The sequence below is a fragment of the Rhodococcus sp. MH15 genome (assembly GCF_019266045.1).
GTDB lineage: Bacteria > Actinomycetota > Actinomycetes > Mycobacteriales > Mycobacteriaceae > Rhodococcus_F > Rhodococcus_F qingshengii.
In genome coordinates, this window is sequence record NZ_LPNP01000068.1 from 31,814 (window position 1) to 46,697 (window position 14,884).

The 14,884-nt window shown below is 64.3% G+C and carries 15 protein-coding genes; 9 read left to right on the forward strand and 6 right to left on the reverse strand.

From position 1 onward, the window contains the following. Positions 1 to 32 precede the first annotated feature (32 nt). Both ATN37_RS17290 and ilvA read left to right on the forward strand, forming a co-directional pair. A complete protein-coding gene (locus tag ATN37_RS17290) occupies positions 33 to 1,205 on the forward strand; it encodes a cystathionine gamma-synthase (RefSeq protein WP_003943272.1) in 1,173 nt (390 codons plus the stop codon). Between the two features lie 135 nt (positions 1,206 to 1,340). Next, complete coding sequence (gene ilvA / locus ATN37_RS17295) at positions 1,341 to 2,504, forward strand: threonine ammonia-lyase (protein ID WP_228402296.1); 1,164 nt, start codon at positions 1,341 to 1,343, stop codon at positions 2,502 to 2,504. A gap of 6 nt (positions 2,505 to 2,510) precedes the next feature. Here the strand turns inward: ilvA and ATN37_RS17300 are convergent, their stop codons facing one another. Together ATN37_RS17300 and ATN37_RS17305 are read right to left on the reverse strand one after the other, a co-directional pair. Then, complete coding sequence (locus ATN37_RS17300) at positions 2,511 to 3,305, reverse strand: FAD:protein FMN transferase (protein ID WP_003943281.1); 795 nt, start codon at positions 3,303 to 3,305, stop codon at positions 2,511 to 2,513. Continuing rightward, positions 3,302 to 3,547 carry a hypothetical protein gene (locus ATN37_RS17305; protein ID WP_153211881.1) on the reverse strand — a complete coding sequence of 82 codons (246 nt, stop codon included), beginning with the start codon at positions 3,545 to 3,547 and terminating at the stop codon, positions 3,302 to 3,304. The genes ATN37_RS17300 and ATN37_RS17305 overlap by 4 nt, the downstream gene beginning before the upstream one ends. A 205-nt stretch (positions 3,548 to 3,752) precedes the next feature. Between ATN37_RS17305 and ATN37_RS17310 the strand changes: the two genes are divergently transcribed. Next, complete coding sequence (locus tag ATN37_RS17310; RefSeq protein WP_003943296.1) at positions 3,753 to 4,853, forward strand: bifunctional lysozyme/C40 family peptidase; 1,101 nt, start codon at positions 3,753 to 3,755, stop codon at positions 4,851 to 4,853. An 88-nt stretch (positions 4,854 to 4,941) separates the two neighbouring features. Here the strand turns inward: ATN37_RS17310 and greA are convergent, their stop codons facing one another. Both greA and ATN37_RS17320 read right to left on the reverse strand, forming a co-directional pair. Next, complete coding sequence (gene greA, locus ATN37_RS17315) at positions 4,942 to 5,436, reverse strand: transcription elongation factor GreA (protein WP_007726385.1); 495 nt, start codon at positions 5,434 to 5,436, stop codon at positions 4,942 to 4,944. 227 nt (positions 5,437 to 5,663) lie between these two features. Next, positions 5,664 to 6,089 carry a DUF4307 domain-containing protein gene (locus ATN37_RS17320; protein ID WP_007726384.1) on the reverse strand — a complete coding sequence of 142 codons (426 nt, stop codon included), beginning with the start codon at positions 6,087 to 6,089 and terminating at the stop codon, positions 5,664 to 5,666. Positions 6,090 to 6,368: 279 nt separating this feature from the next. Here ATN37_RS17320 and mca point away from each other — a divergent pair, with 279 nt between their 5' ends. Genes mca through ATN37_RS17335 form a run of 3 tightly spaced genes read left to right on the forward strand, consistent with a single transcriptional unit; the run spans position 6,369 to position 9,605 of the window. Beyond that, complete coding sequence (mca, locus tag ATN37_RS17325) at positions 6,369 to 7,247, forward strand: mycothiol conjugate amidase Mca (protein ID WP_007726383.1); 879 nt, start codon at positions 6,369 to 6,371, stop codon at positions 7,245 to 7,247. Then, positions 7,244 to 7,558 carry a hypothetical protein gene (locus tag ATN37_RS17330; protein WP_007726381.1) on the forward strand — a complete coding sequence of 105 codons (315 nt, stop codon included), beginning with the start codon at positions 7,244 to 7,246 and terminating at the stop codon, positions 7,556 to 7,558. Before mca ends, ATN37_RS17330 begins: the two co-directional genes overlap by 4 nt. A 19-nt stretch (positions 7,559 to 7,577) precedes the next feature. Further along, on the forward strand, positions 7,578 to 9,605 hold the full coding sequence (locus tag ATN37_RS17335) for a thioredoxin domain-containing protein (RefSeq protein ID WP_218695447.1): 2,028 nt from the start codon (positions 7,578 to 7,580) through the stop codon (positions 9,603 to 9,605). Here the strand turns inward: ATN37_RS17335 and ATN37_RS17340 are convergent. After that, on the reverse strand, positions 9,572 to 10,240 hold the full coding sequence (locus ATN37_RS17340) for a hemolysin III family protein (protein ID WP_003945269.1): 669 nt from the start codon (positions 10,238 to 10,240) through the stop codon (positions 9,572 to 9,574). The two genes, ATN37_RS17335 and ATN37_RS17340, sit on opposite strands and share 34 nt — an antisense overlap. Before the next feature lie 172 nt (positions 10,241 to 10,412). Here ATN37_RS17340 and ATN37_RS17345 point away from each other — a divergent pair, with 172 nt between their 5' ends. Next, positions 10,413 to 11,180, forward strand: coding sequence for an isoprenyl transferase (locus tag ATN37_RS17345; protein WP_003945211.1), 768 nt, complete (start codon positions 10,413 to 10,415; stop codon positions 11,178 to 11,180). 6 nt (positions 11,181 to 11,186) lie between these two features. On the opposite strand, the gene coaA is transcribed toward ATN37_RS17345, so the two are convergent. Then, positions 11,187 to 12,119 (reverse strand): type I pantothenate kinase, encoded by a 933-nt coding sequence (coaA, locus tag ATN37_RS17350; RefSeq protein WP_003945270.1) that lies wholly within the window; start codon positions 12,117 to 12,119, stop codon positions 11,187 to 11,189. Between the two features lie 172 nt (positions 12,120 to 12,291). Between coaA and ATN37_RS17355 the strand changes: the two genes are divergently transcribed. After that, positions 12,292 to 13,488 (forward strand): hypothetical protein, encoded by a 1,197-nt coding sequence (locus ATN37_RS17355; RefSeq protein ID WP_007726370.1) that lies wholly within the window; start codon positions 12,292 to 12,294, stop codon positions 13,486 to 13,488. A 76-nt stretch (positions 13,489 to 13,564) separates the two neighbouring features. Then, positions 13,565 to 14,872 (forward strand): serine hydroxymethyltransferase, encoded by a 1,308-nt coding sequence (glyA, locus tag ATN37_RS17360; protein ID WP_003945195.1) that lies wholly within the window; start codon positions 13,565 to 13,567, stop codon positions 14,870 to 14,872. Positions 14,873 to 14,884 lie beyond the last annotated feature (12 nt).

Consider the following 14,884-nt stretch of genomic DNA (forward strand, 5'->3'; position numbering starts at 1 on the left):
GCGCCGGCACCGGCGCCATTAGGCTGGGGACCATGAGTGAGCAACGCAGCAAGGCCGACAACATCAGCTGGCAGGGTTTCTCCACGAAAGCGGTGCATGCGGGTTACGAACCCGATCCGCTGACCGGTGCGGTCAACGTGCCGATCTACGCGAGTTCCACCTTCGCCCAGGACGGCGTCGGTGGAATGCGCAGTGGCTTCGAGTACGCGCGAACGGGTAACCCCACCCGTCGCCCACTCGAGGCGAACCTCGCCGCGCTCGAATCCGGAACCTACGGCCGAGCGTTCAGTTCGGGAATGGCGGCCACCGACTGCCTGCTCCGTTCGGTACTTCGACCGGGCGATCACCTGGTCATCCCCGACGACGCGTACGGCGGAACCTTCCGTCTCATCGACAAGGTCTTCACGCAGTGGGGGATCGAGTACACCCCGGCTCCGGTGTCCGACGTCGATGCGGTGCGCGCGGCGATGAAGTCCAACACCAAGCTGGTCTGGGTCGAGACGCCCACGAACCCGCTGCTCAATATCGGTGACATCGAGCTCCTTGCCGAGGTCGCCCACGAGGGCAACGCAAAGATCGTGGTGGACAACACCTTCGCGTCGCCGTACCTCCAGCAGCCGCTGCAGCTCGGTGCCGACATCGCGCTGCACTCCACGACCAAGTACATCGGCGGACACTCCGACGTGGTCGGTGGCGCTCTCGTCTGCAACGACGAAGAACTGGACACCGCGTTCGCCTTCCTGCAGAACGGATCCGGCGGCGTTCCCGGCCCGTTCGACGCGTTCCTGACGTTGCGCGGAATCAAGACACTGGCGCTGCGCATGGAGCGTCACAGTGACAACGCGGAGAAGGTCGTCGAATTGCTCGACGGCCACCCCGCGGTTGCCGGCGTCATCTACCCCGGACTGGCTTCGCATCCGTCGCACAAGGTCGCGGCCAAGCAGATGCGACGCTTCGGCGGCATGATCTCCGTCCGCCTCAAGGGCGGCAAGGCGGCGGCTCTCGACCTGTGCTCGCGCACCGAGATCTTCACGCTGGCAGAATCTCTCGGCGGAGTCGAATCCCTCATCGAATTCCCCGGTGCGATGACCCACGCCTCGACGGCCGGTTCCGCTCTCGAGGTTCCCGACGATCTGGTTCGCCTGTCGGTCGGCATCGAAGACGCCTCCGATCTGGTCGGCGACATCGAGCAAGCGCTGTCCTGATCTTCGCTCTACAGTAATTCGACTTCGAATCTGCAGTGCGCCTTCACACCTCACGAGGGTGTGGAGGCGCACTTTCTGGAGGCATGCGTGAATCTCGAACAGATAAAGGCTGCACAGCAACTGCTCGCCCCGGTCATGCGACGCACCCCGGTCGTGGCCTCGCGAGTGTTGTCCGAAACCACCGGCTTCGCCGTGAGCTTGAAATGTGAAAATCTGCAGCGCACCGGCTCTTTCAAACCGCGCGGTGCGTACAACCGCATTGCCAATCTTTCCGCAGAGGAACGGGCAGCGGGCGTGGTGGCGGCCAGTGCCGGTAACCATGCGCAGGGAGTTGCCTGGTCTGCAACAGAATTGGGAATCAAGTCGACCGTCTTCATGCCGACGGGTGCGCCGCTGCCGAAGTTGGTGGCCACCAAGGCATATGGAGCTCAGGTCCACCTGCACGGTTCGACTGTCGACGAAGCGCTCGTGGCCGCTCGCGAATTCGCGGACCGAACCGGAGCAGTTCTGGTCCACCCCTTCGACCACGAGGACGTCGTGGCGGGGCAGGGGACTGTGGGGCTCGAAATCCTCGAGCAACTGCCTGAGGTCGGCACGATCCTCGTCCCCACCGGCGGCGGCGGGTTGATCGCCGGAGTGGCCGCAGCCGTCAAAGCTGTGCGCCCGCAGGTCCGCATCGTCGGAGTGCAGGCCGAGACCGCGGCTGCCTGGCCGGCGTCGTTGGCAGCCGGGAAGCCGACCGCCTTGGCGTCGATGTCCACGATGGCAGACGGTATCGCCGTTGGCTGCCCGGGCGAGGTTCCGTTCGCCGAAGTTGCCGCCCATGTCGACGCCGTGGTGACGGTCAGCGAGGAAGCGCTGTCCAAAGCGCTCCTGCTGTGCCTCGAACGCGCCAAGCTCATCGTCGAACCGGCCGGCGTCGCGGCCGTCGCGGCCTTGATGACCTGCACTCCGGAGGAGCTGGGACTGACAGGGCCGGTGTGCGCCGTGCTTTCCGGCGGCAACATCGATCCGCTACTTCTCACGCACGTCATCTCGCACGGTCTGCGAGCGGCCGGACGGTTCCTCGGCGTTCACATCACCATCGACGATCGGCCGGGCGCACTGGTCTCGTTGCTGGAAGTGGTTCGAGCGAACGGCGCCAGCGTGGTCGATGTCATCCATTCCCGTACCGGTGGCGAACTCGCGCTCGACGAAGTGGAAGTCTTCCTCACCGTCGAGACGCGTGGTCCGGACAACAAGGCGGAACTTCTGACGGCCTTCGACGGCGCCGGTTACGCAGTACGACTGCAGAACTGAGGCGAGTTACTCGTCAGGCCAGCCGCCCAGAACCGTCACGCGGTACTCCTGGTCGACCAGCCTGGCGGGTACGTCGAGTTGATGTAGCCAGTCGATGGCCGAACCGCCCATGCCGACCGCAACCCGACTGAATGCGGCGGCCTGGGCGCAGGAGGATGCAATCACCGACACCGTGCGCCACATCGGCGTCGCCGTCGATTCGCGGTGCAGTGGCTTGACGGTGCTGGCCGTGGCGATCCCGCAGTCGGACGGAAGTGCTACCTGGCAGGTCGGGTCGCCGGGCAGGTCTTGCACCTGAATCTGCCAGCCGTCTTCCGGCGCCGGGCCGGCAACCGCGATGTCCCCGCCGAGGCCGACCAGCACGCCACACCCGAGAAGAGTTGCAGTGGACGCGGCACAGTGGTCCGCTGAACTGGCGCGGGCCGTCGCGGACAGATCGAGAACGACGTCGTCCGGGCTGTACACGCGGTTGTTCTCGACGCGAATCTTCCACCAGGAGTGAGGGTCTGCCGACCCGGCCGTCGGCGTGAGTTTGCCGTCGGTCAGTCGTGCGACAGCCAACGCGTCTTCGAGGAAGTGCGCGAACATCGGGGTCACGGCGACGCCGTCGACGTTGCTCGCGGCGCTGACATAGGTACGAATCTCGGAGTCGGCACGATCTCGATTGGTGGCGGCGTCGGCAGCGGTGAGGTACCCGCGAACCAGGCTGGCCGCGGAGGGAAGGACTTCAGGGTCGGTGACGACGACCCGGGCCTGAACCCCCCACGTGAGCCACTCGGAGGCCGAGCGCGGAGTACTCACGAACCGTTGGAGACGGCGTCCGGGGTTCCGAATCCGGCGACCACGACGGGCCGCTTCGCTACGGGATTCTTGGTGTGAGAAGCCGACGTGTCCGGTGCGAGTGCCGTGGCAGTGGGAGAAGAAACGAGTGAAAGTCCGCCGCTTGCGAGTGCTCCCGCCACAGCCGTGGCTGCGAGGGCGAGGCGAACGGGTCGATACACCGTAGTGCGTCCCCGGGCGGGTCGTGGCCGATCGTCGCTCATGGACTCAGCTTGCACGCCGAAGCTGAGAAAAGCCTTGGCGTCTGTAGTCATTTGCGTAACGCCCGCCGAGATAAATGAGACATTGGTTACAGGAGTCGCGAGACTGAGCCGTGTCGAATGCATGTTCGAAAGAGTAGATGTTCGCACCGACAAGTTTCGGGTACGACCACGTACATGGATTTTCAGAGGTTTATCGGAGGTTCGGATGGCAGTCGGTGTCCTGGCGATCGCTGTGTCGATCGGCACCGCACTGGGCGTGATGAGTGGAACTCTCGGAGCGCCCGCACAAGTCGAGAAGAACGAGTCTTCGAATGCTGCAGTCTCACTTGCAGCCTGGAACGGACCGGCACGAACTCAGGACACACCTGAGGGAATCGTGCCTTCCGTACCCTCCAACTTTCCGGGAGCGACATTGGCGCCCGTGGGAGCGGTGGCAGTGTTCGCGCCGTGGATCAAAAAGGCCGGTGCTCTGTGCTCGGAGATCACGCCCGCGGTGATCGCCTCGCTGTACTCGGTCGAGAACGGATTCAAGTACGGACCCGATACCGACATCTCACCGGAAGGTGGGCGCGGGCCTGGCCGCTTCACCACCGCAGCGTGGACGGCATACGGCAAGGACGGTGACGGCGACGGAAAGATGGACATCCTGGGCGTTGCCGATCCGGTGATGACAACCGGATACCGGTTGTGCGATCTCGTGAAGCAAGCGCAGTCCTGGCAGAAGTCCGGTGAGGTCGAGGGCGATACCGTCGACCTCGCGCTCGCTGCCTACGACGTCGGGCCGGACGCAGTTCGCGAAGCGGGCGGCGTTCCGGCAGACAAGTCGGGCGAGGTTCCTGCGGAGCAGGCGGTCGCCGCTCCGTTCGTCGCCCAGATCAAATCGTTGCAGGACTCGTTCGCCCTGATGCTTGCGCCCTTCGACTACAACAACCTCGCCGCAGCGGTGGGCGGCGTCGTCGAGGCCGGTCTGAAGTTTCTCGGATTGCCGTACGTGTGGGGTGGCGGAAACATCAACGGGCCGTCGATGGGCGGGTTCGACTGCTCGGGGCTGACGTCGTACGCGATCCACGCGGCCACCGGGGTGACTCTGCCCCGGACCTCGGAGACGCAGTGGGGTGTCGGCGTCGAGATCCCGCTGGATCAGGCGCAGCCCGGTGACCTGTTGTTCGGCAACTGGCAGGCAGGCGGCCCCGGCCACGTGGCGATCTACGTCGGCAACGGTCAGATGCTTCACGCACCCACGTTCGGCGACGTGGTGAAGGTCGGCCCGATCTTCGCCGGCATGAAGGCTCGCCGCGTGGTGTGAGTGGGCAGGAAACGGCGAGCGTCGACAGAGCAAGAAGCGCCACCCGACCGAGTCGGGTGGCGCTTCTTTTCAGAGCTGGTACAGCCGATCAGCTGTGGTAAGGCTCCGCGCTCAGCAGCGTGACCTTCATGGTGCTGCCGTTGGGCAGGTTGTACTCACGCGTGTCGCCGACCTTGGCTTCGAGCAGCGCGCCGCCCAGCGGTGAGTTCGGCGAGTAGACCTCGAGCTTGGCGTCACGTGCGCCTTCTTCGCGGGTAGCGATCAGGAACGTCTCGGTGTCACTCTCGTCGCCGTCGTAGTAGACCTTGACTACGGATCCGGGCAGTGCGACACCGGACTGAGTGGGGGCCTCGCCGACCTTTGCGCTGTTCAGCAGCTCCTGGAGCTGGCGAATGCGGGCTTCCTGCTGACCCTGCTCTTCGCGGGCAGCGTGGTAGCCGCCGTTCTCCTTCAGGTCGCCCTCTTCGCGACGCTCGTTGATCTCGGCGGCGATGACCGGGCGATTGGCGATGAGCTGGTCGAGTTCGTTCTTGAGCCTGTCATGTGATTCCTGGGTAAGCCAGGTCACCTGGGTCTCGGTCATCTCGATCACTCCCTAGTAGTCGGAGCCGGGGGCTCCCTCGACGATCGCTGCAACAGCAGCGAACAACGACACAGAAGCACCACCAGGGATGCAACCTTGCCGTCAAACCTTGCGTCAATGCAGCAATACACGGTTCCACCCGGAACCGTGTATCGGGCAATTCTATCACGCATGACTACCCGCCCTGTCCGGCGTCAAACGTCCGGCAGGGTGGGTGCGTTCCGAGGTCAGCTCTTGGTCAGGTACTCCGGAACGTCGAAGCTGCAGCCGTAGACGTCGGCCATGCCTGGCGGCTGGGACGTCTTGACCTCGGTGTTGAACTCGAGGGTCTGATGTTCCGACGACGGGACGTAGACCTCACGTCGACCGGTTTCGGAGCCGTCCTTCGAGCGTGCGCGCACGATGCACATCGCTTCACGCGACGAGTCGTCGCGTGTGACGGTGAAACGGATCTTCACCGTGGAGTCGTTGGCGATGTCGAACGAGATGGTCTCGGTCTCGATTTCCTTGACCGCAAATTTTCCGTACGCGTAGTACGCGATTCCGCCGCCTACGACGATGACGAGAGCGGTCAGAGCCCACACCATCCACTTGCGGGGACTGCCCGTGCGAGTTGTGCTCGGGTACCGATCTTGGGGAAGCGGTTTGCTCATCACTCTGCTCTCGAAGACTCGAGTTCGCGTGTCGTGCAGCAACTGACTGTGTCCCGCCGGATTACCGAAGGGGTCACGGCTGCGCCAGGAACTCTCGGGTGGAACTATAGAGGACGTATCCCGTCGCGCCGTCGGTAGGTTTGTCGGCAGTCGGTACGTTTGACGGCAACGGCCCGGAGTAATCCGAGCGGTGCACAGCGTGTGATTCGAAGACTGCCGGTGACGGCTACAGGTGAACTGCCGGCAACGGCTACAGGTGAAGTTGAGGTGAACGAACACGTGAGCGGATTCCGGCTCATGGCCGTCCATGCCCATCCCGACGACGAGTCGAGCAAGGGTGCGGCCACCACCGCCCGTTATGCAGCCGAAGGCCACGAAGTGATGGTCCTGACGCTCACCGGGGGTGAGCGTGGCGACATTCTCAACCCGGCCATGGACGTTCCCGGTGTCCGCGATCGAATCAGCGAAGTTCGCCAGGAGGAGATGGCCGAGGCCGCTCGCATCCTGGGCGTGAAGCAGCGCTGGCTCGGTTTCGTCGATTCCGGGCTTCCCGAGGGCGACCCTCTTCCGCCGCTGCCCGAAGGGTGCTTCGCCCTCGTTCCGCTCGAAGAGTCGACGCGCGCTCTGGTCAAGGTGATTCGCGAGTTCCGTCCCCACGTCGTCACGACGTACGACGAGAACGGCGGATACCCGCACCCGGATCACATCCGGTGCCACGAGGTGACGATGGCAGCCTACGAAGCCGCCGCCGATCCCGAGTACTTCCCCGAGGACGGTCAGCCGTGGGAAATCAAGAAGGTCTACTACTCGCACGGATTCATCCGTAAGCGCCTCGAACTCTTCCAGGAGGAGTACGAGCGTCGCGGAGAGCCGTTCCCGATGGCGGACTGGCTCAAGAAGTGGAAGACCGAACGCGGCGACATGATGGTCCGGGTGACCACTCAGGTCACGTGCGGCGACTACTTTCCCCAGCGTGACGATGCTCTGCGCGCACACGCGACGCAGATCGATCCCAACGGTTCGTTCTTCGCTGTGCCGCTCGACATTCAGCAGAAGATCTGGCCCACCGAGGAATTCGAGCTCGCCAAGACGCGGGTCACCACGTCCATTCCGGAAACCGACCTGTTCGCAGGTCTCGAAGAGGACGCTCAGAAGTGAATGCTCTGTCCGCCGAGGTAGTTCTCGGCACCACACAATTTCTTGCTCAGACGCCCAGTAACCCATCCGGCCCGGAGTTCGGAAAGTCGTCTCCGGTCGGCCTGCTGGTGATTCTTGCGCTGCTCATCGGTGTGATCCTCCTGGTTCGGTCGATGAACCGCCAGCTCAAGAAGCTGCCGGAGACGTTCGAACCGGATCATCCCGAACTCGATCAGCAGGCAGACGAAGGCACCGACCGGGGAGCTATCACTGCTCCGAGCCCGGCGGAACCCAACGTCTCTACCGAGAAGAAGCCCAAGCAAGAATCCTGAGACGAACGAGGTAGCGGCGATGGACCCACGGATGCGGAACAACCTGGGTGGGTCCTCGAGCCCTTACCTGCGTCAGCACGCCGACAATCCGGTCCACTGGCAACAGTGGGGCGAAGAAGCGATGGAGTGGGCGCGCGAGCGCAACGTGCCGATTCTCCTCTCGATCGGATACTCGGCGTGCCACTGGTGCCACGTCATGGCGCACGAGTCGTTCGAGAACGACGAGATCGCGGCCGTCATGAACGCGAACTTCGTCTGTGTGAAGGTGGACCGAGAAGAACGTCCCGACATCGACGCCGTCTACATGAATGCGACAGTTGCGATGACCGGCCAGGGCGGCTGGCCCATGACCTGTTTCCTGACTCCCGACGGTTCACCGTTCTACTGCGGCACGTACTACCCGCCGACGCCTCGCGGCGGAATGCCTTCGTTCACACAGCTTCTCGAAGCGATAGTCGACACCTTCACGAATCGGCGCGACGAGGTCGACAACGCGGCGCAGTCGATCGTCACGGAACTTCAGCGCGCGTCGGGCGGGATTCCGTACGGCGGAGCACCCATCGACGCCGAGCTGCTGAACGCGGCGGGCCGGTCGATCCTCGGCGACGAGGACGTCCCGCGCGGGGGATTCGGTGGGGCACCGAAGTTTCCACCGTCGGCACTACTGGAGGGGCTGCTCCGACAGTACGAGCGAACGGGTTCGGGCGAGATCCTCGGCGGCATCGAGCGCACCGCCGAAGCAATGGCACGTGGCGGGATCTACGACCAGTTGGGTGGCGGTTTCTCGCGGTACTCGGTCGATGCCGAGTGGGTGGTTCCGCACTTCGAGAAGATGCTCTACGACAATGCGCTGCTCCTGCGGTTCTACGCGCACTGGGCGCGGCGCACCGGATCGGACCTCGCCACTCGCGTCACCGAGGAGACCGCAAGGTTCCTGCTCTCCGATCTGCTGACCGAGAACGGTTGCTTCGCTTCGGCTCTCGATGCCGACACCGACGGCGTCGAAGGCCTCACGTACGTATGGACGCCGACGCAGCTGGTCGAGATTCTCGGCGCGGAGGACGGGCAGTGGGCGTCGGAGTTGTTCCGGGTCACCGATACCGGAACCTTCGAAGAGGGTGCGTCGGTACTGCAGTTGCTCCGTGACCCCGACGACTGGTCGCGCTGGCAGACGGTCTCCGACGCTCTCCGTGCCGCCCGGGCTCAGCGTCCACAGCCCGGCCGCGACGACAAGGTGGTGACGGCCTGGAACGGGTTGACCGTCACGGCCTTGACGGAAGCCGGACTTGCCCTGGACCGACCCGACTGGATCACCGCGGCGGCCGAGTGCGCAGGCGCTCTTCTCGACCTTCACCTGGTGGACGGTCACTTGCGTCGCGCTTCCCTCGGCGGGGCTGTCGGCGCCCCGACGGGCGTGCTCGAGGATTACGCAATGTTGGCCACCGGCCTCCTGGCTCTCTACCAGGCAACGGGATTGGCGCGGTGGCTCGATGCGGCGCAGCAGTTGCTCGACGTCACTGTCGACCACTTCGCTGATCCGTCCGAGCCGGGAAGCTGGTTCGACACGGCCGATTTCGCGGAGTCGCTCGTGACTCGGCCCCGAGACCCGTTGGACGGCGCGACGCCGTCCGGTGCGTCGAGCGTCGCGGAGGCTCTGTTGACCGCAGCGGCGTTGACCGATGCCGAGCGCTCTTCTCGTTACGCCCAGGCCGCGGCGGACGCGCTGGCGAGGGCCACGCTGCCGCTCGAGCGTGCGCCCCGGTCGGCGGGGCACTGGCTCGCGGTGGCGGAAGCGTCGTTGCGTGGTCCGATACAGGTGGCCGTCGTCGGGGAAGGTTCGCTGTTGGCCGATGCCCGCCGGCTTGCGCCGGGTGGTGCAGTGGTTGTCGGGGGTGCCCCGGATTCTTCACCGCTGCTTGCAGATCGACCCCTCGTCGACGGTGGTGAAGCCGCGTACATCTGTCGGGGATTCGTGTGTGATCGGCCGGTGACGACGGTGGTGGAACTGGCGAGTCAGTTGAACACGACGAGCCATACCGCGATGTAGTGGCAGATCGCTGCGACGACCGTCGCGGCGTGGAAGAACTCGTGATGCCCGAACGTCGTGGGCCACGGGTTTGGCCATTTCGTCGCGTACAGAATTGCGCCGACGCTGTAGAAGATTCCGCCGACGAGCAGCAGCACCATCGGCGCCACACCGACCTGGTGCGTCAGTTCACCGACCACGGGAACGATCGCCCAACCGAGGAGCAGGTAGAGCGGGACTCCCACCCATTTCGGGGCGGTGGGCCAGAGCATCTTGAGTGCGACGCCGGCGAGCGCGCCTGCCCACACGATCGCGAGGATGATCTTGCCGGTGTGAGTCGGGAGGCCGAGCATGGCGAACGGTGTGTAGCTGCCGGCGATGAAGAGAAAGATCATCGAATGGTCCGCACGCTTCATCCACGTACGGCCCTTGACCGTCTGCCACTGGATGCGGTGATACGTCGCGCTGATGCCGAAGAGGCCGCAGATCGTGACGCTGTAGATCGCGGTCGCCCAAGCCGCTTTGGCGCCGACCTGAGCGCCGGCTACGGAGACGAGAACGATGCCCGCGACGACGGAGACACCGAGCGCCCACAGATGGATCCAACCGCGCATGCGTGGTTTGACCGGAAGCTCGTCGAGCCCGAATGCCGTCATGTGCAACCCCTCTCGTTCCGTACTGTTGCGAACCGCGTAACCTACGGTACCGTAGGTTACGCATCAGTAGCATAACCTACCTGCGGGTTTTCGACGCGTACAAAAAGCGTGACGGCGCTCGCATGTGGCTGTCACTGCCGGGCGTAGTCTTTGACACCATGGTGATGTCACGGTGAATCTGCGCGGACTGCTGTACAGCATCTACGAGCGACGACTCCTCAGTCATCTCGACGGTCTCGCGCACCCACGGCACGTAGCCGTGATGTGTGACGGAAATCGGCGATGGGCTCGCGAGAACGGCTTCACCGATGTCAGTCACGGGCACCGCATGGGCGCGCTCAAAATTGCCGAATTGCTCGAGTGGTGCGACGCCGCCGGAATCGAGATGGCAACCATCTACCTGCTCTCGACCGAGAACCTGCGCCGCGAGCCGGAAGAGCTCGACACCCTCCTCGAAATCATCACCGACGTCGTCGAAGAGATCTCCGGGCCCGGCAAGAACTGGAGTGTGCAGATCGTCGGTGCTCTCGATCTTCTGCCTCCCGAGCAGTCCAGGCGCTTGCGGGAAGCGGCGGCGGGGACGAGCGGCCGAACCGGGACACATGTCAACGTCGCGATCGGATACGGCGGGCGTCAGGAGATCGCCGACGCCGTCCAATCGCTCCTGCGCGACAAGATCGGTGCGGGTCTGAGCGGCGACGAACTGATCCAGGCCGTCACGGTCGACGGCATCGACGGGCATCTGTACACGTCGGGACAGCCCGATCCGGATCTGGTGATCCGCACCTCCGGCGAGCAGCGGCTCTCCGGATTCCTGTTGTGGCAGAGCGCCTATTCGGAGATCTGGTTCACCGAGGCGTACTGGCCCGAGTTCCGTCGAGTCGACTTTCTTCGAGCCTTGCGCGATTACGCGGCGCGCCACCGCCGGTTCGGCGCCTGAGCCGTCTCAGAGCTTGCGCAGCCGCAGCCGGTTGATCGTGTGGTCGGCGTCCTTGCGCAGCACCAGGGTTGCGCGGGGACGGGTGGGGAGAATGTTCTCCACCAGGTTCGGGTGATTGATCGAGTTCCAGATCTCCTTCGCCGCGATGGTCGCGTCACGGTCGGAGAGGCCGGAGTAGTGGTGAAAGTGGGCGTTCGGATCGGCGAACGACGTGTTGCGTAGCGCGAGGAACCGCTGGATGTACCAGGCTTCGATGTCCTCGATGCGGGCGTCGACGTAGATCGAGAAGTCGAACAGATCGGAGACCATCAGACGCGGGCCGGTCTGCAGGACGTTGAGGCCCTCGATGATGAGGATGTCGGGCTGGCGGATCAGGTGGTACTGGCCCGGGATGATGTCGTACGACGTGTGCGAATAGACCGGCGCCGCTACCTCTTCCGCCCCGGACTTGACTTCGGTGACGAAGCGCAACAGCTTGCGGCGATCGTAGCTTTCGGGAAAACCCTTGCGGTGCATGATGCCCCGACGCTGGAGTTCCCTGGTCGGATAGAGGAATCCGTCCGTGGTGACGAGGTCGACGCGCGGATGGTGATCCCAGCGGGCCAGGAGAGCTTGCAGCACACGAGCAGTCGTGGATTTTCCGACCGCGACCGAACCGGCGACACCGATGACGAAGGGCACCTGACGGTCGGGATGCTTCTCGCCGAGGAAGGTCGCGGTGGCCGCGAACAGTCGTTGGCGTGCCGCCACCTGCAGGTGGATCAGACGTGCGAGGGGGAGATAAACCTCGGCAACTTCTTCGAGATCGATCTGCTCGCCGAGACCACGCAGGCCGTACAACTCGTCCTCGGTCAACACCAGTGGCGTCGACTTACGCAGTGTCCGCCACTGCTTGCGGTCGAACTCGACGTAGGGACTCGATTCGTTGGTGCGCGCCATCAGCCCAGCTCACCGGCACGTAGTGAACCCGGGGCCCGGCGGACGAAACAGCTATGCGAGCAAGCCAGGCGCGTGTGCGCACGATCCGAGTGCATAGTCGGATTGTGCTCGGTGCCACGTCCGGGACTTTCGCCGGGTGGCATTCCGGAGCGAGCGACTAGGCTCGGTCGTTATGGATCCAGACACACTTGTTCGCCAATACCTGCTGCTCGGACTGGGTTTCGACCGTCTCGAAGACGGGTTCGTCGACGCGTTCACCGGTGACCCGGCGCTGCGTAAGCAGATCGAGAGCGCCCCGAAGCCCGATCCGCGTGAACTTGCCCGCACGGCACGTGAATTGCGGGGCGAGTTGGCCGGAAGTGGTCTGAATGCCGAACGCTCCCACTTCGTCGACGTACACCTTCGCGCTCTGGAATGCTCCGGGCGCAAGTTCGCGGGTGAGGACATCGGCTTCGTGGACGAGGTCGAGGCGTACTTCGACGTCCGAATCGAGAAGGGAAACGAGGACGCCTACAGCGACGCTCACCGGTTGATGGGTGAAGTTCTGCCCGGTCCGGGACCGTTGGCCGAGCGGGTGCAGGCCCATCGCAAGGCCGACGAGATCCCCGCGGCGAAACTGAACGAATGCGTCGAGGCAATGTCGAGTGCGCTGCGCGATCTGGTCCGCGGCACGTTCGGGCTTCCCGCGTCGGAAACCGTCGAATACGAAGTGGTGGGGGACAAGCCGTGGTCCGGCTTCAACTACTACCTCGGTGACTACCGCTCCAAGGTTGCGATCAATTCGGATCTGCCGCAGTTCATGGCCAACCTGCCGCGGCTGATCGCGCACGAGTCCTACCCCGGCCATCACACCGAGCATTGCCGTAAGGAAGCCGGTCTGGTCGGTTCGGGCCAGCTCGAGCAGACACTGTTCCTGGTCAACACGCCGCAGTGCATCATGGCCGAAGGCCTCGCGGATTTGGCGCTGGAAGCGATTGTCGGCCCGGACTGGGGTTTGTGGGCGCAGGACATCTACGCCGATCTCGGCTTGTCTTTCGACGGGGAAAAGGCGCAACGGCTCTCCGCCGCGTCGGGGCAACTGCTGAGTGTCCGGCAGGATGCGGCGCTGATGTTGCACGATGAGGGGCGCAGCCTCGACGACGTGGCGCTGTTCCTCGAACGGTGGTCGCTGTCGACGCCGGAACGCGCTCGCCAATCGCTCAAGTTCCTGTCTTCGCCGCTGTGGCGGGCATACACCAGCACGTATGTCGAGGGATACCGCCTGCTCGGGGGCTGGCTGGACGAGGTGCCGGTGGGCGCGGAGCGCACCGAACGCTTCCGCAGGCTGCTCGACGAGCCGCTGGTCCCCAGCTCTCTGCGTGCTGCCTAGTGCCGGGTGGAGACGGCGGGAGCGAACTTCGTAGACTGGACGCATTCGTTTCCGCATCCAGCTTGGAGATTCCTCGATGACCGCTGTGCCCGGCTCCGACGTCAACTCTGCATCACTCGCCGAACTCGACCCCGAAGTCGCCGAGGCGATGGCTGGTGAATTGGCTCGTCAGCGCGACACGCTCGAGATGATCGCGTCGGAGAACTTCGTTCCCCGCTCGGTTCTGCAGGCTCAGGGCAGCGTCCTGACCAACAAGTACGCCGAGGGCTACCCGGGACGTCGTTACTACGGCGGTTGCGAGCACGTCGACGTCATCGAGGATCTGGCGCGCAACCGTGCGAAGGAACTCTTCGGTGCAGAGTTCGCGAACGTTCAGCCGCACTCGGGCGCACAGGCCAACGCTGCTGTTCTGATGGCACTGATGAACCCGGGTGAGAAGCTGCTCGGCCTCGACCTTGCACACGGCGGTCACCTCACGCACGGCATGAAGCTCAACTTCTCCGGCAAGTTGTACGACGTCGCGTCCTACGGCGTCAGCAAGGAAGATCACCGCATCGACATGGACGAGGTGCGCTCGATCGCCCTCGCCGAGAAGCCGAAGGTCATCGTTGCCGGCTGGTCCGCGTACCCGCGTCAGCAGGACTTCGCGGCGTTCCGTGCGATCGCCGACGAGGTCGGGGCGTACCTGTGGGTGGACATGGCTCACTTCGCCGGACTGGTTGCGGCAGGCCTGCACCCGTCGCCCGTCCCGTACGCAGACGTCGTCTCCTCGACCGTCCACAAGACCCTCGGTGGTCCGCGTTCGGGCCTGATCCTGGCGAAGAAAGAGTGGGCCAAGAAGCTCAACTCCGCTGTCTTCCCCGGTCAGCAGGGTGGACCGCTCATGCACGCCATCGCGGCCAAGGCAGTCACCTTCAAGATCGCTGCCGGTGAAGAGTTCAAGGATCGTCAGGCACGCACCCTTTCCGGTGCGCGCATCCTTGCCGAGCGTCTGGGCAACAAGGACGTCGCAGACCAGGGCATCAGCGTCCTGACCGGCGGCACAGACGTCCACCTCGTGCTCGTGGACCTGCGTAACTCGCAGCTCGACGGCCAGCAGGGTGAGGACCTTCTGCACGAAATCGGCATCACGGTCAACCGCAACGCTGTTCCGTTCGATCCCCGCCCGCCAATGACCACCTCCGGTCTGCGTATCGGTACCGCAGCGTTGGCCACTCGCGGATTCGGCGATGCCGAGTTCACCGAGGTCGCCGACATCATCGGTACCGCTCTGGCCGGCAACGCGGATCTGCCGGCGCTGCGTGCGCGCGTCGCCAAGCTCGCCCTCGACCTTCCGCTGTACGACGGTCTCGAGAACTGGGGCCTGCTCAGCAAGAACGTCTAGGAATTCCTTCAC

Excerpts from the sequence above, each read along its gene's own strand:
- ATN37_RS17310 (WP_003943296.1), top strand. The coding sequence starts at position 3,753 with ATGGCAGTCGGTGTCCTGGCGATCGCTGTGTCGATCGGCACCGCACTG.
- ATN37_RS17335 (WP_218695447.1), top strand. The coding sequence starts at position 7,578 with ATGGACCCACGGATGCGGAACAACCTGGGTGGGTCCTCGAGCCCTTAC.
- greA (WP_007726385.1), bottom strand. The coding sequence starts at position 5,436 with ATGACCGAGACCCAGGTGACCTGGCTTACCCAGGAATCACATGACAGG.
- glyA (WP_003945195.1), top strand. The coding sequence starts at position 13,565 with ATGACCGCTGTGCCCGGCTCCGACGTCAACTCTGCATCACTCGCCGAA.
- ATN37_RS17340 (WP_003945269.1), bottom strand. The coding sequence starts at position 10,240 with ATGACGGCATTCGGGCTCGACGAGCTTCCGGTCAAACCACGCATGCGC.
- ATN37_RS17355 (WP_007726370.1), top strand. The coding sequence starts at position 12,292 with ATGGATCCAGACACACTTGTTCGCCAATACCTGCTGCTCGGACTGGGT.
- ATN37_RS17305 (WP_153211881.1), bottom strand. The coding sequence starts at position 3,547 with ATGAGCGACGATCGGCCACGACCCGCCCGGGGACGCACTACGGTGTAT.
- coaA (WP_003945270.1), bottom strand. The coding sequence starts at position 12,119 with ATGGCGCGCACCAACGAATCGAGTCCCTACGTCGAGTTCGACCGCAAG.
- ATN37_RS17290 (WP_003943272.1), top strand. The coding sequence starts at position 33 with ATGAGTGAGCAACGCAGCAAGGCCGACAACATCAGCTGGCAGGGTTTC.
- ATN37_RS17320 (WP_007726384.1), bottom strand. The coding sequence starts at position 6,089 with ATGAGCAAACCGCTTCCCCAAGATCGGTACCCGAGCACAACTCGCACG.
- ilvA (WP_228402296.1), top strand. The coding sequence starts at position 1,341 with ATGCGACGCACCCCGGTCGTGGCCTCGCGAGTGTTGTCCGAAACCACC.